At 65.6% G+C, this 13,733-nt stretch carries 11 protein-coding genes and 1 tRNA gene; 1 reads left to right on the plus strand and 11 read right to left on the minus strand.

All coding sequences use genetic code 11. The annotated features are described in order from the left end of the window. Positions 1–2,915 (minus strand): DUF802 domain-containing protein (locus tag AC1DKD_RS30440; protein ID WP_477144083.1); only part of this gene is annotated, 2,915 nt, incomplete at its 3' end. A gap of 10 nt (positions 2,916–2,925) precedes the next feature. Further along, the gene (locus AC1DKD_RS30445; RefSeq protein WP_441633846.1) at positions 2,926–3,669 is read right to left on the minus strand and encodes a DUF3348 domain-containing protein; all 744 of its coding nucleotides are present in this window, start codon (positions 3,667–3,669) and stop codon (positions 2,926–2,928) included. Between the two features lie 377 nt (positions 3,670–4,046). Here AC1DKD_RS30445 and AC1DKD_RS30450 point away from each other — a divergent pair. Next, positions 4,047–4,121, plus strand: a tRNA-Thr gene (locus tag AC1DKD_RS30450). 113 nt (positions 4,122–4,234) lie between these two features. Here AC1DKD_RS30450 and AC1DKD_RS30455 read toward each other — a convergent pair. The 9 genes from AC1DKD_RS30455 to AC1DKD_RS30495 all read right to left on the minus strand — a co-directional run bounded on the left by AC1DKD_RS30455 (position 4,235) and on the right by AC1DKD_RS30495 (position 13,127). Then, the gene (locus AC1DKD_RS30455) at positions 4,235–5,053 is read right to left on the minus strand and encodes a DODA-type extradiol aromatic ring-opening family dioxygenase (RefSeq protein WP_441633848.1); all 819 of its coding nucleotides are present in this window, start codon (positions 5,051–5,053) and stop codon (positions 4,235–4,237) included. A gap of 18 nt (positions 5,054–5,071) precedes the next feature. Continuing rightward, entirely contained in the window at positions 5,072–5,920 is an 849-nt protein-coding gene (locus AC1DKD_RS30460) for an IclR family transcriptional regulator (protein WP_441633850.1), read from the minus strand. 38 nt (positions 5,921–5,958) lie between these two features. Further along, complete coding sequence (locus tag AC1DKD_RS30465; protein WP_441633852.1) at positions 5,959–7,089, minus strand: FAD-dependent monooxygenase; 1,131 nt, start codon at positions 7,087–7,089, stop codon at positions 5,959–5,961. Between the two features lie 316 nt (positions 7,090–7,405). Then, positions 7,406–8,140 (minus strand): YdcF family protein, encoded by a 735-nt coding sequence (locus tag AC1DKD_RS30470; protein WP_441633854.1) that lies wholly within the window; start codon positions 8,138–8,140, stop codon positions 7,406–7,408. Between the two features lie 239 nt (positions 8,141–8,379). Continuing rightward, positions 8,380–9,033, minus strand: coding sequence for a 3'-5' exonuclease (locus AC1DKD_RS30475; protein WP_441633856.1), 654 nt, complete (start codon positions 9,031–9,033; stop codon positions 8,380–8,382). A gap of 49 nt (positions 9,034–9,082) precedes the next feature. After that, a complete protein-coding gene (locus AC1DKD_RS30480; protein ID WP_441633872.1) occupies positions 9,083–10,015 on the minus strand; it encodes an oxygenase MpaB family protein in 933 nt (310 codons plus the stop codon). Positions 10,016–10,106: 91 nt separating this feature from the next. After that, positions 10,107–11,129 (minus strand): cytochrome d ubiquinol oxidase subunit II, encoded by a 1,023-nt coding sequence (locus tag AC1DKD_RS30485; protein WP_477144084.1) that lies wholly within the window; start codon positions 11,127–11,129, stop codon positions 10,107–10,109. Continuing rightward, positions 11,126–12,505, minus strand: a complete 1,380-nt coding sequence (locus AC1DKD_RS30490) for a cytochrome ubiquinol oxidase subunit I (RefSeq protein WP_441633860.1) — start codon at positions 12,503–12,505, stop codon at positions 11,126–11,128. Before AC1DKD_RS30490 ends, AC1DKD_RS30485 begins: the two co-directional genes overlap by 4 nt. A gap of 4 nt (positions 12,506–12,509) precedes the next feature. After that, positions 12,510–13,127, minus strand: a complete 618-nt coding sequence (locus AC1DKD_RS30495; protein ID WP_477144085.1) for a GbsR/MarR family transcriptional regulator — start codon at positions 13,125–13,127, stop codon at positions 12,510–12,512. Between the last annotated feature and the right edge of the window lie 606 nt (positions 13,128–13,733).

Below are 13,733 nucleotides of genomic sequence, written 5' to 3' on the forward strand. Positions count from 1 at the left end.
ATCATGCTCAGGTCGATGACTTCCCTGGCCTGTGCCACGTAATACGCAAGCTGTTCGTCACTACGCACGACGGACTTGTCCAGCGCGGCTTCGATGCGCTGCAGGTGGGCCACCAGCTTGTCGTTCGACTCGCCGAACAACTGCACGGCCATACCGAATGCTTCGCCCAGACTTGCCACCTCGACGGCACTGCCGGTGACTTGTGCCGCGACGGCTTCCAGCTTCCCGGTTTCAGCCTCGACCTTGTCGGTGAACCGGGTGCCGACACGGTCCAGCAGATCCGCCGTCGTGCCGACCAGCGCGTCGACAGCCGTGCGCTGTTCGGTGGAGGCATGATTTACGGCACCGAGCAGGGTTGCCAGCGTTTCCAGCAGGCGACCGCGCTCTTCCAGCATGGTGTTGTCGCGGACCATGCTGTCGGAGAGCTTCTGGCGCAGTTCGCCGATGACGTCGGCCGCGGCCTTGGGGGCTTCCGAAGCGGCTTGCACGAGCCGGGAGATTTCGGCAATGGTGTCGCTGGCGTTCGCCTGCGTCTGGGCCGAGATGTCGCGCGCGGTCTGCGCCAGCGTGTCGCAGATTTCCTGCTGCCGGCTCGCGTTGTGCGTGCCCGCCAGCTCCCACTCCTTGTGCAGCGTGGCAGCCACCGCACCGAGCGTCTCGGTCCAGGYCGCCAGCCGCTGCTGGTCCCGCGATGCCAGTTCCGCCTGCAGGTCCGCGTGCGACTGGCCCACCGCGCGCACCAGCGACGCCGAGTGCTGCTCGAGGGTAGCCGCGGCCGCCGCCAGCGCGTGTTGGTTGTCGCCCGCCAGTTTTTCGCTGATGCGTTCGTGCTGGGAGAGCGCGTTGCGCCATGCTTCCGACACGCTGCCCGTTGCGGCTTCCAGGCGCGCGGAGACGCCTTCCAGCAGCTTGGGGGCCGCGGACGCGGCTTGCACGAGGCGGTCGATTTCGGTGAGCGTGCTGTTGGCGTGTGCGTGCGTTTGAGCCGAGATGTCGCGCGCGGTTTGCGCCAGCGTGTCGCAAATCTCCTGCTGCCGGCTCGCGTTGTGCGTGCCCGCCTGCTCCCACTCGCGGCGCAGCGCAGCGGCCATCGAACCGAGCGTTTCGGTCCAGGCCGCCAGCCGCTGCTGGTCCCGCGCTGCCAGTTCCGCCTGCAAGTCCACATGCGACTGGTTCACCGTGTGCAGCAGTGAAGCCGAGTGCTGCTCGATGGTCGCCGCGGCGGCCGCCAGGGCCTGTTGATTGTTGTCCGCCAGTTTCTCGCTGACGCGCTCGTGCTGGGCCAGCGCGTTGCTCCACGCTTCCGACACGCCGCCCGTCGCGGCTTCCAGGCGCGCGGAGACGCTTTCCAGCAGCTTGGGGGCCGCGGACGCGGCTTGCACGAGCCGGTCGATTTCGGCGACCGTGTTGCTGGCGTGCGCTTGCGTCTGGGCCGAGATGTCGCGCACGGTTTGCGCCAGCGTGTCGCAGATTTCCTGCTGCCGGCTCGCGTTGTGCGCGCCCGCCTGCTCCCACTCGTGGCGCAACGTAGCGGCCATCGAGCCGAGCGTTTCGGCCCAGGCCGCCAGCCGCTGCTGGTCCCGCGATGCCAGTTCCGCCTGCAGGTCCGCGTGCGACTGGCCCACCGTGCGCACCAGCGACGCCGATTGCTGTTCCAAGGTCGCCGCGGCCGCCGCCAGGGCGCTTTGATTGTCGCCCGCCAGTTTCCCGCTGATGTGCTCGTGCCGGGACAGCGCGCTGTTCCACGCTTCCGACATGCTGCCCGCCGTGGCTTCCAGGCGGGTGGAGACGCCTTCCAGCAGGCCCGCCGAGCGTTGCTCAAAGGTGCCGGCGAACTGATCGAGCGCGGTGCGCAAGTCCTGCGTCAGCGCCTCGCTCGATCGCTGGTGCCCCGCCAGCGCCTTGTTCCAGATGTCCGCCACGGTAGTGGTCGCGGACTCGAACCCGGCCGACAGCCCGTCGAGCTGCCGCTGCACGGCTTGCGTGACGGTGTCGTTCAACGAGGCCGTCTCCCGCGCGATGCTCGACATCAAAGCTTCCACGGCCGGCTGAAGCGCCGCACCGGCGGCGCGGGAGCTCTCGGCGATGCTTTCCTTCATGGACTGCTCCACCGAGGAAGCCAGGCGGGTGTACGCGGCCTCGGTCTTGCCGTGAAAGGCGTCCTGGCTGGCGATCTGCCGCTCGTGCAAGGTTTGGCTGTGCTGCTCCATGGCCGCCATCATGGCCTGCAGCCGGTCGACCAGGCTGGGCATTGCCTCGGCCTGCCGCTGCAGGAGCTTGAAGGATTCCTCGCGCTGATGGGTCAGCGAGTAGACGCGCAATGTCGTCGCGATCTTCTCGTCCAGCATCTGCGCCGCCTGGAGCCGCTCGCGCCGGCTCAGCGTGGACAGCAGCCCCAGCATGGCGGATGTGGCCACGCCCGCGATCGAGGTGCCGAATGCAAATCCCAGACCCTTGACCGGCGCGGCCAGCGAAGCGCGGATGGCCTGCAAGTCCGTTGCGCTTTCCAGCGCCATCCCGGTGCCCCTCAGGGTGACCACCATGCCCAGGAAAGTGCCGAGCATGCCCAGCAGCACCAGCAAGCCCACAAGATACGGCGTCAGCGCCGGCCCCGGCAGGCCCACGCGCTCACCCTCGATGCGCAGGCGCGTCGCATTGCGCAGGCTGGGATGCAATTGCTCCAGCCATGCAGCCAGCCTGGCTGGAGGCTCGGACAGGCCGGCCACGGCCCGCGCCAGGGTGGAAGTGGCCTGGTGGTAGCGTCGCAGTTCAAGCGCGCCTGCCAGGTAGCAGGCGCCGACCAGCATCGTGACGGCCAGCGCCAAGGTGTTCGAGCCGGCGTAGCCGGCGCCGATCCAGCACACGACGGCCAGACCCACCACAAAGACGGCGAAATTAAGAAGATATCTGGACATGGCGTCCTGGTTAGCTTGAGCGAAGGGCCGCAAGAAGCCCTTCGACCGGTTGAAAACGAATGTCCAGTTCGGCAAGCAACACGCTCCGCATGTCCTTGCGGAACACATCCAGCCATGCGCCGGGCGTGACCGCCGCGGGCTCTCCCGGGACCTGGGCGTCGGCCAACGCCGCCTGCCCGGCCTGGCGCAAACGCTCGAAGTGCCCTTCGAGCAGCGCGGGCACGGCGGCAAGCAGACTCCGCTCGCGCGCGCTCAGTGCCCGCTCCATGGCGGCATCCAGCACCGCAAGCCGGGACATGGCGGGCGTACTGGCGGCCAGCATCGCCCGCAGGCGGCCGCGCAGATTGCCGATGCCCGTTTCCATCGCCTGCTGCAGAGAGAGGTAACGCTGACGATAAACCGCGTAATCCACTACCGCATCCACCGCATCCGCCTGCGCGGGCGGCTGCGCTTGTCCGCGCCGCCTGGCGGGGGCGAGTGCGCTGTCGCCGGCGATGGCATCCGCCAACGCGGTTCGGACACGTGCGCAATCGCGCTCCTCGGCGCTGCCGAAGGCTCGCGCGCCGGGTGCCACAGCCGGCGGATTGCCGCTCAGGGCCGTGGACAGCTCGATGGCGTCGGCCCAGCCGAGCCATTGGCTCAGCCGGTCCGAGAGCGATTGTCTGGATTCGGGAACATCGACGTCCGTCAGGCGTGCAAGCAAACGAATGAGCGTCGGGCCGCTGAAACTTGTGCGCTGTGACACTTGCACCATACCGGCGGAGTCAAAAACCCGCTAGTTTACACGCCGGCGGCAGCTGAACCCACTTCCTTTCGCATTGAAGCGCTAACAAGCAGCCAGAGCCACATGGTGTCATCGGCAATCGCGAAGCGAACCGGGTCAGGCTCCACACGCTCGATGGCATGATCGCCCGTTTGCGGGCCAGGCTTTGCGAACGCAATACCATGGAAACTTTCGCTTGTCAGGGGTTGCCGAGCAGGGGTGATTAGTCCATAATGCAGTCCATTGATTCGGCGGGAGGCTGAAAAATTCCTTAAGAATCAATGGGTTATGGCGACAATACCGGTCTCGTATCCCGCTCCGTTGCATCAGGCAAAAGAGCAAGTCGTTGCAGTTTGCGATCAGTAACTGCCCATGTGGCTCAGTGGTAGAGCACTCCCTTGGTAAGGGAGAGGTCGGCAGTTCGATCCTGCCCATGGGCACCATCCGTTTTCATTCCCCGAATTCACTCCCCGCGGCTAGCGGCCATCGTACAGGCCGCTCTAGTCAGGTTCACTCCATCGGTCAGTTCCCGCGCCGCATTCCGTCGTGCCAGGCCCTACTGACGCATTCCCCCGAACATGAAGCTGGACACCGTGATGCCGCCGGCGAAGTTGTCCTCGTGATAGACCCGTGTGGCTGTGTCGTCTTCGGCCGCGCCGACCGCCACCATTAGCGGCAGCAGATGCTCTTCCCGCGGATGTGCCTGGCGAGCCGCGGGCGCGTTCTCCCAGGCCGTCAGCGCCGCGGCGCGTTGTTCCGGGGTTGTTGCCGTGAGTGCTTGCTGAAGCCATGCATCGAATGCTGCCGACGCCTCCTTCCCCGCGGGGCCGAACGCGCGCAGGTTGTGGTAGCTCAGCCCGCTGCCGACGATAAGGATGCCCTCGCGCCGCAGCGGCGCCAGCGCCCGCCCGAGCGCCAGGTGCGCGAGCGGGTCGAGCCCGCGCTTGAGCGAGAGTTGCACGGTCGGCATCTCCGCGCCGGGATAGATGACGGCCATCGGCGCATACATGCCGTGGTCAAAGCCGCGCAGCGGATCGAGCCGGGCGGCAATGCCCGCACTTTCCAGCAGGCCGAGTACGCGCCCGGCGAGTTGCGGCGCGCCTGGTGCCGCGTACCGGATCTGGTAGGTGTAGTCCGGGAAGCCGTAGTAGTCATAGATCATGGGCGGGTTCGGATTGGCCATGATCGTGAAGTCCGGCTCTTCCCAGTGCGCCGAAATCATCAGTACTGCCTTGGGCGCCGCGCCCGCCAATTGCGGCATCTGCTGCAGGGCGGTCTTGAGTCTGTCGTAACGGCCACCCATTTGTTCTTCCATCCAGGGCCAGGGCCCGCCGCCGTGCGAGATGAAAAATGTGGGAAGTGCTGGCGTTGTCATCTTGGCTCTCCTGGTGACTCAGCGGCGCCGCTCGGCAACGTAGCCAAGCAGGCCGGACAGTTCGCGCGCGGCGCGCTTGACCTCGCGTTCGACGCGCTCGCGCAGCGTGGTATCCCGCTCGAAGCGGAGTTCCGGGCCGGCCACGCTGATGGCGGCAACGGTGGCGCCGCTGGCATCGAATACCGGCGCCGCGCAGGAGTCGATGCCGGCCTCGAACGCGGAGAAGCTCCATGCGCAACCGCGCTCGCGGTCGGCGGCAAGGATGTCGCCCAGCCGCGCGTAGGTGGCCGGGCTCTGCCCGGTGACGATGGCCAGCGGTTCTTCACCCAGGCGCTCGCGCAGTGCATCTTCCGGCAGGCCGGCGATCAGCATGCGCCCCGGCGTGGTGAGGTGGGCCGGCACCCGGCTGCCGACCTGGATGTTGCTGACCAGCGTGGTCTGCGGCATGTCGCGCAACAGGTAAAGCACGTCACCGCCATCCAGCACGCCAAGGTATGCCGACAGTTGCAGCGACTGGCTTAGTCCCGCCAGCACACTGCGCGCGAACACGGTGAGGTCCTTGGACGCCAGCACCTTGGCCGCCAGCTTGACGAGATCGAAGCCGGCCTGGTGGCCGCCCTGCGGCAGCCGCTCCACCATGCCCTCGTGCTCCAGCGTGGCAAGCAGGCGCATCACCGTTACGCGGTTCACGTCGATGCGCCGGCCCACCTCGCTCAGGTTGGCGGTGGACCCGCCCTCGGCAATAAAGCGCAGCAGCCGCAGGGCGCGGATCACCGGGCTGACCAGTTGCGTCTTGTCGTCATCGCCGCCATCGGCGGCCTCGTTTGCGGCGGGTGCGGGCTGGCTCAGCTTGGGGTTCTTGCTCATCGGTTCCGGTTGGGCGGGGTGGYGGTGTACCGCACGGCTTAGTTGAGCGGCACCTGCCAGGCGTTGTAATCGTACACCCAGTCCGCATTGCCGCCTTCCTTGAGCCAGGCGTTGCTGCGCGAGCCGATCTGGATGCGGCTGGTGCGCTCGTGGCGCGCGGCCTGGTAGCGCGCGAGCGCGGCCGGGATGTCCTTGCCGTCGGCCTCGACCAGGCAGCGGGCCAGTACCACGCCGTCCTCGATGGCCATGCCGGCGCCTTGCGCCATGAAGGGCATCATCGGGTGGCAGGCGTCGCCCAGCAGCGTGACCGTGCCGGCGGACCAGGCGGGCAGCGGGTCGCGCACGTACAGCGCGGAGATCAGCACGTCGTCGCAGGCATCGAGCAGCGCGCGGGCTTCGGCATGGAAGCCCGCATAGGCCTCGCGCACGTCTTCCACGCGGCCCGGCGTGGTCCAGGATTCGTTGCGCCAGGCTTCCTGCGCCACCGTGGCGAAGACAAAGATCTCGCGGCCGCGGTTGAGCGGGAAGGTCACGATCTGCGAGGTTGCCTCGGGGCCCCACCACTTGGTAAAGGCTTGCAGGTTCGGCACGGAGGCAAGGCGCTCGGCCGGCACCACCGCGCGGTAGGCCACCACGCCGGTGAAGACCGGATGCTCCGGCCCGAACAGCGACGTGCGCACCGCCGAATGGATGCCGTCGGCGCCGATCAGCACATCCACGTCTTCCTGCGTGCCGTCGGCGAAGCGCAAGGTTGCGCCGGCCTCATGCCGTTCGAGTCCCGTCGCCTTCTTGCCGAGCCTGACGCATGCAGCGGGCAGGGCGCGCTCCAGCGCGGTCATCAGGTCGCCGCGGTGCATGGTGAGCTGCGGCGCGCCATAGCGGATCTCCGCCTCGTCGGACATGGCCAGGCGCGAGGTTTCCTCGCCGGTATTCCACGCCCGGCTGATGCGGTGGGTAGGCCGCGCGGCGGTCTCGCGCAGCGCTTCGCCCACGCCCAGGCCATCCAGCGCGCGCACCGCGTTGGGCGTGAGGTTGATGTCCGCGCCGACCCGCGCAAAGCGCGCGGCCTGCTCGAACACCACGACATCCTGCCCGAGCTTGCGCAGCGCAATCGCCGCGGCGAGGCCGCCGATGCCGGCGCCGTTGATGCCAATTTTCCTTGAAGCCATGGTGCTTGTTCCTTTGGGGTCGCCTTGGTATGTACCCGGGGGGTGCGCCTCGCTGCATAGCGGCTGCGCTTGCCGGTAGATATGTTCAAATATGAACGTAATGTTCATAAAAGAATATAAAGGCGGCAAGGGGATGTCAACCCGAGGGTTTACGCGGGGGCGAACGAAGGAAGAGACCGCATTGCGGCCTCAAGGGAAGGAGAAAACCTGCGGGTGCGTGGGTCCGCCTGAAGGCGGCGGGTGCGCGAGTTCAACCCACGAGGTTGAACTGCGCAGTCTCTTTGCGTGCCGGCGCGGCGTGCCTTCTTTTGGGGGGCTAGTATTCCCGCAATATCCAACCACTGATAAACGCAAAATACTCGCGCAACCAGGCGTTGTATCGCAAATAGAGTGGCGTAGCGGCCCCTGCGCCTGACACGGTCCGGAACCCGGCCTTATGCGCAATCCGCTTCGCGCGTATCAGGTGAAAATCACTGGTCACCAGCACTAGCGGGTCGCCGGCGCTCACGCCTTGTTGCTCCAGCAACCGGCGGCTGAAGAGCAGGTTTTCCTCCGTGCTGGTACTCCGGTCTTCCCGGATCAGGCGGTCCGGCGCCAGGCCATGCGTGGTCAGGTAGTCCGCCATGACATCCGCCTCGCTGCACCGCAGTCCGAAGTCCTGGCCGCCGCTCACCACCACTCGCGCCGCTGGCCATTGCCGTGCCAGCGCCAGGCCTTCGTCCAGCCGCGCAGCCAGGGTAGGCGATGCGGCGCAATGTGGTGTGCCAGAGCCCAGTATGAGGATGGCTTTGGGGGGCGATCCCGCGTCCGTGGATTCGGAAATGCCGGCGCTTATGAAATAGAAGAACATCCCCAATGTCACCAGCCACGCGGCAAACGCCGCCCGGCCTATCCCCCAGATCCATCGGCGCCGCCGGCTGGCCGTGCGCCATTGCGCCACTGTCTCCCAGCGCCATGACAGCATGAGAAAGGCCGCGCCGATCGCCAGAGGCAGGACGACACCGAAGTTGAACAGTCCCATCAGCATCAGCGCGAAGGCATCGCCAATCATCAGTGCGCCAGGTAGTGCAAGGCAGGTGCGCCGCCAGGCAGCGCTAGTCGACAATGTTGCGCGTGTCACTTTCATCCAGGCAAATGGTTAGTTGCATGCCTTCTTTGTTGAAGGCGCAATGGGGCAGGGGCGCGTGCAGGGCGTTGGCGAGCGGGATCCCTGCGAAGATCAGAATCAACGACCCGGCGGCCGCTAGCCGCACCAGCACCCTCGCTTGCGATGTCTTGGCACAGTGCCAGTCACTGGTTTCCTTCCGGGGTCCCGCTCACATCGCCTCGCGCCTGGCCCTCGCCCAGCGAACGCAGGAACGCCGGCACCTTGGCGCTGCTGGTGAGCTGTACGCGGGTGATGAGTTCGTAGTCCACACGGCTCATGCCGTAAGTCTGGGCGATATCGTGCTGCAGACGGTGCCAGAGGTGGCAGGTCATCTGGGCATCGGCCATCGCACGGTGGGCACGCCCGGACTTCGGCAATCGCAGCATGTCGACCAGCGTCGACAACCTGTGGTTTTGCGCGTGCGGGTAGACGCGCCGCGAAACGAGCATGGTGCAGGCGAAGGACTGATCGGACGACATGCCCAGGTGCGCAAGCTCGGCTTGCCAAAACCTCCGGTCGAAACCCGCGTTGTGGGCCACCACGGGATGCTTGCCGACGAACTGGGCCGCTTCTCGCATCACCTTCGACGCGGCAGGTGCCGATGCAATCATGTCGTTCGTGATGCCGGTGAGGTTCACGACCTGCGAGGGGATGCGCCTGCCCGCGTTCATCAAACTTTGATAGCGGTCGACGATTTGCCCGTCACGCAACAGAATGACAGCAATCTCGGTAGCCCGGTCGCCTTGATTGGGTGACAGTCCCGTCGTCTCAAAATCCAGAACCGCAATGGTCTGCATACTGTTTCTCTTGATCTTTGTTAGTTCATTGCCCGTCCAGGCCACTAGCTCAGGACGACTGTGTCAGCGTCGCGGGCGCGGGCTTTGCCGCCCGCCGCCGCGCGCGCGCCGCCAGTCCGCTGCCGAGCGCCCAGCGCAAGGTGGGGGCCAGCACTCGCATGCCGGCCAGCGAAACCGGCCGGCGGATCGCGGTGGCGCCATGCAGGCCAAGCTCGCGCTGGGCCCAGTGCGGCAGCAGTGCAATGCCCGCGTCGGCCATGATGCGTACAGCCGGCACCAGCAGCGGGCTGGCCACCGGCATGGCCATCACCAGCCTTACCACTTCGCGGCTGCGCTCGCTCACGACCAGTTGCGGGCGCATGCGCTCCAGGTAAGCGGCGATGGCTGCCGTGCTGCGGGGTATTTCGGTAGCGCCCAGCAGTTCGGCGATACGTGCCTCTTCCTCGTAATAGCGGTCCTGCTCGGCAAGCGAGAGCGGGCCGACATAGCGCAGGTATGCGGTCAGGAAGCTCGACACCTCGGCCACATGGACCCAGGTCAGCAGCGCCGGATCGTCCGCCGCGTAGGGCCGTCCGTCCGGGGCGGTGCCCTTGACCGCGGCGTGAATGCGCCTGACGCGGTCAATGAGCGCCAGCGCATCGGCGCGGCTGCCGTAGGTGGTGCCGGCGATGAACTGCGCGGTGCGTCCCAGCCGGCCCTGCATATCGGTGCGGAAGGTGGAGTGATCCCACACGCCGGCCAGCGCCAGCGGATGCATGGTCTGCATCAGCAGGGCGCTGACGCCGCCCGCCAGCATCGCCGGAAAATCGGCGTGCACCCGCCAGCAGACCGCGTCCGGGCCGAACAGGCCGGGGTCGCCGGGCGGGTTGTCATAGTCGAGGCTGAGGCCGGAGTTGCTCCGGGTCAGACCCCTCACCTGCGCGCCCGCCCGGGCGCGCAGGCGGTCGAGCAGCCGCCGGTGAGGGCCGCCGGGCGGGGACATGGAGGGGGGAATGCCGGGGGGATGGCCTTGCGAGCCGCTCATAAAAGCCTGGTGATTGCGTGTCGATTCGACCCTAATGATGACACACGGCTCAGTAGTAATGCAGGTCCGTCGCCTTGCCCCAGAAAACACGGTAGGCGTAGAGCGTGTAACCCAGGATGGTGGGCAGCACGACCGCCGCGCCGGCCAGGATGACGCCGAGCGATTCCGGTGCGCTCGCAGCTTGCCAGATATCGATCTTGTCCACCACCAGATAGGGGAAGATGCTGTACGCCAGGCCGTTGAACGCCATCAGGAAGATTACCGCGGTGCCGGCGAACGGCACCCAGCACCAGCGGTCGTTGCCGCGGTCGTGCATGGCCGGCATGCGCCGCAGCAGGCGGTCGATGATGACGAACAGTGCCACCGTGACCAGCGGGATCGGCGCCAGCAGGATGATGTTGGGCAGCGAGAACCATTTGTCGAAGATGCGCTGGCTCACCATCGGCGTGACCAGCGAGATCGCCGCCACGCCGATGCCGGTCAGCCACAGGCTGCGGCGCGCCCAGTACATGGCGCRCCGCTGCAGGCTGCCGCTGGTCTTCATGATCAGCCAGCCCGCGCCCAGCAGGCAGTAGCCCGCCACCAGGCACAGCCCCACCACCACCGCGAAGGCAATGTCGAGCCAGCCGTACTGGAAGCCGGTGATATAGAGGCCGAGCATCAGGCCTTGCGAGAAGGCAGCCAGCAGCGAACCCGCGTAGAACGCGCGGTTCCACCACGGCTTATGGTGGGCGCGCGCCTTCACGCGGAAGTCGAACGCCACGCCGCGGATGATCAGCCCCGCCAGCATCAGCGCCACCGGCAGGTAGAGCTGGGTCAGGATCGCGCCGTGGGCGATGGGGAACGCCGTGAGCAGCAGGCCTACGCCGAGCACCAGCCAGGTTTCGTTGGCGTCCCAGAAGGGGCCGATCGAGGCGATCATGGTGTCCTTGTCGGCATCGTCCGCGCGGCGCAGCAGCACGCCAACGCCCAGGTCGTAGCCGTCCAGGATCACGTAGATCAGCATCGAGAGGCCCATCAGGGCCAGGAATACCAGCGGCATCCAGCCGGCGGGTTGGGTCAGGTCGTTCATTCTGCGCTCCGCAATTCGCCAGGCACCACGGCTTGAAGGGGTTCGATCCCGGGCTTGCCTGCATTGGCGTCGGTCCCCGCTTTGCGGGCCAGGTAGAAGACCACCGAGATATAGGCGGCGATCAGGGCCAGGTAGAGCGCGAGATACATCGCCAGCGTGGCGCCGATCATGGCTGCCGGCACCTTGGAGGCCGCCTGCGCGGTGGTCAGCACGCCGTACACCAGGTAAGGCTGGCGGCCGATCTCGGTGACGTACCAGCCGGCCACCAGGGCCACCCAGCCGGAGAAGGTCATGGCCACCAGCGCCCGCGCCATCCACGGCGCGGGCTGGCCGCCACGGCGCAGTTGCCACGCCGCCACCCACGACACCGCCAGCATCAGCAGGCCCACGCCCACCATGATGCGGAAGGCGAAGAATAGCGGCGCCACCGGCGGATGCCTGTCGCCAAAGGCGTCGATGCCTTTGACCTCGCCATCCGCGCTATGGGTCAGGTAGATCGAAGCCAGCTTGGGAATGGCGATCTCGAAATCGTTGTTCCGCGTGGTTGCATTGGGCAGGCCGAACAGCACGGCCGGCGCGCCTTTCTCGGTTTTCCAGATGCCTTCCATAGCGGCGATCTTGGCTGGCTGGTGGTGCAAGGTGTTAAGTCCATGCAGGTCGCCCGCCACGATCTGCAGCGGGATCAGCACCGCAGCGATGGTCACGCCGGTGCGCAGCGACGACAGCACATCCGGCGCGCGGTCGCCGCGCAGCCAGCGGTAGGCCGAGATGCCAGCCAGCAGGAAAGCCACGGTCAGGCCCGAGGCCAGCAGCATATGGACGAAACGGTAAGGGAAGGACGGGTTGAAGATCACCGCCAGCCAGCTCGTCACGTGGGCGCGGCCATCGATCATCTCGAAGCCCGCCGGGGTTTGCATCCACGAGTTCAGCGCCAGGATCCAGAAGGCCGACAAGGTGGTGCCGCCCGCCACCAGCAGCGTGGCGATGGTATGCGTGCGGTTGCTGACGCGGCGCATGCCGAACAGCATGATGCCGAGGAAGGTGGCCTCCAGAAAGAATGCCGTCAGCACCTCATAGGCCAGCAGCGGCCCGGCCACATTGCCCACGGTTTCCATATAGCCCGGCCAGTTGGTGCCGAACTGGAAACTCATGGTGATGCCGCTGACCACCCCCAGCGCAAAGGTCAGGGCGAAGATCTTCACCCAGAAGCGGTAGGCGGCCATCCAGCGGTCGTCGCCGGTCTTGTTGAAGCGCAGCTTGAAGAACAGCAGCACCCAGGTCAGGGCGATGCTGATGGTGGGAAACAGGATATGGAAAGTGATGTTGGCGGCAAACTGCACGCGCGCCAGCACCACCGGGTCGAGCGACGAGAACATGGAACTACTCCTTCCGGGTGCGGGTCGRCTTGGCCTTCACGACGCTGGCTGGGGCGGTATCGGCGCGAGGCTTGCCGCCGAGGGCGATGCTGAATTTTTCTTTCGCTTCCAGCAACTTGTTGACCTTGGAGCCGAGCTTCATCAGCTTTTCCAGCGTGGCCACGTCGAGCTTCTGGATATCGCCGAACCAGCTCGTTACCAGCAGGATCAGCTGGTACATCTCCTTCATTCGCTCCTGCGCATGGCGGTCGTTGGGGTCGGACGGGGTTTCCAGCTGGACTTCGCGCAGCATCGACAGGGTCGGATCGATCTCGCGCCGGCGGCGTTCCTCGGCCAGCGTGCGGAAGATGGCCCAGACATCGTCAGGCGCCGAGAAATACTCGCGGCGATCTCCTGGCTGATGCGACAGTTTCACCAGGTTCCACGACTCCAGCTCCTTCAGGCCGATGCTGACATTGGAGCGCGAAAAGCCCAGCGCTTCGGCGATCTCGTCGGCATTGAGCGGGCGGGAGGCGGTGAACAGCAGGGCGTAGATCTGTCCGACTGTACGGTTGATACCCCAGCGGCTGCCCATTTCGCCGAAATGGAGCACGAAGCGCTGGATCAGGGGCGAGAGATGCATGCTTGTCTGTTTTGAATTTTTAGAAAGTTTTGAAAGTTTAGTATGAAACGGGAGAACGTGGCCGGGTTCTAKGGGTGCGGCAAGGTGTCGCTGCCCAGACTTGGGGTTCGCTGCAAGCGGCTCAAAGCGTGATTGTCTGAGTTCCGTAGCCGGGCTGGCCCCAGGCCACTCAATTCGCTTGAGTGGCTGCGGGAACACTTTACGAATTTCCCAGAAAAAGCTTGCAAGCTTAGTGGGAAACCCTTAGTATTCGGTCCCCCGCAGCAGGAAACACCGCTGCAAACYGAGYGGCAGAAAATGGTTGCGGGGATTAACGAGAGTAATCAGGCGAAGTCAGCGAAGTTTCCGGGAAAAAGAAATTTCGCAAAATGCTTGATTAAGTTTGAAAAGTTCTTCATAATCTCGTTTCTCTGCTGCAGCAAACGCAGCGACGCGGTRAGCAAAGCGAACCGCRRCYAGTTCTTTAACAAACAAACAACCGATAAGTGTGGGCGCTTGATAGCGGATGCGGAAGACTTCGGTCTTTTAGCTTACAAGTTATAAAGTGCTCGCACAGTAAAACATGTTGGTTATGTCCGGGGTGCAAATCACGGATGTAGCCAGTCA

It is taken from the genome of Cupriavidus sp. 05T313, assembly GCF_056396665.1.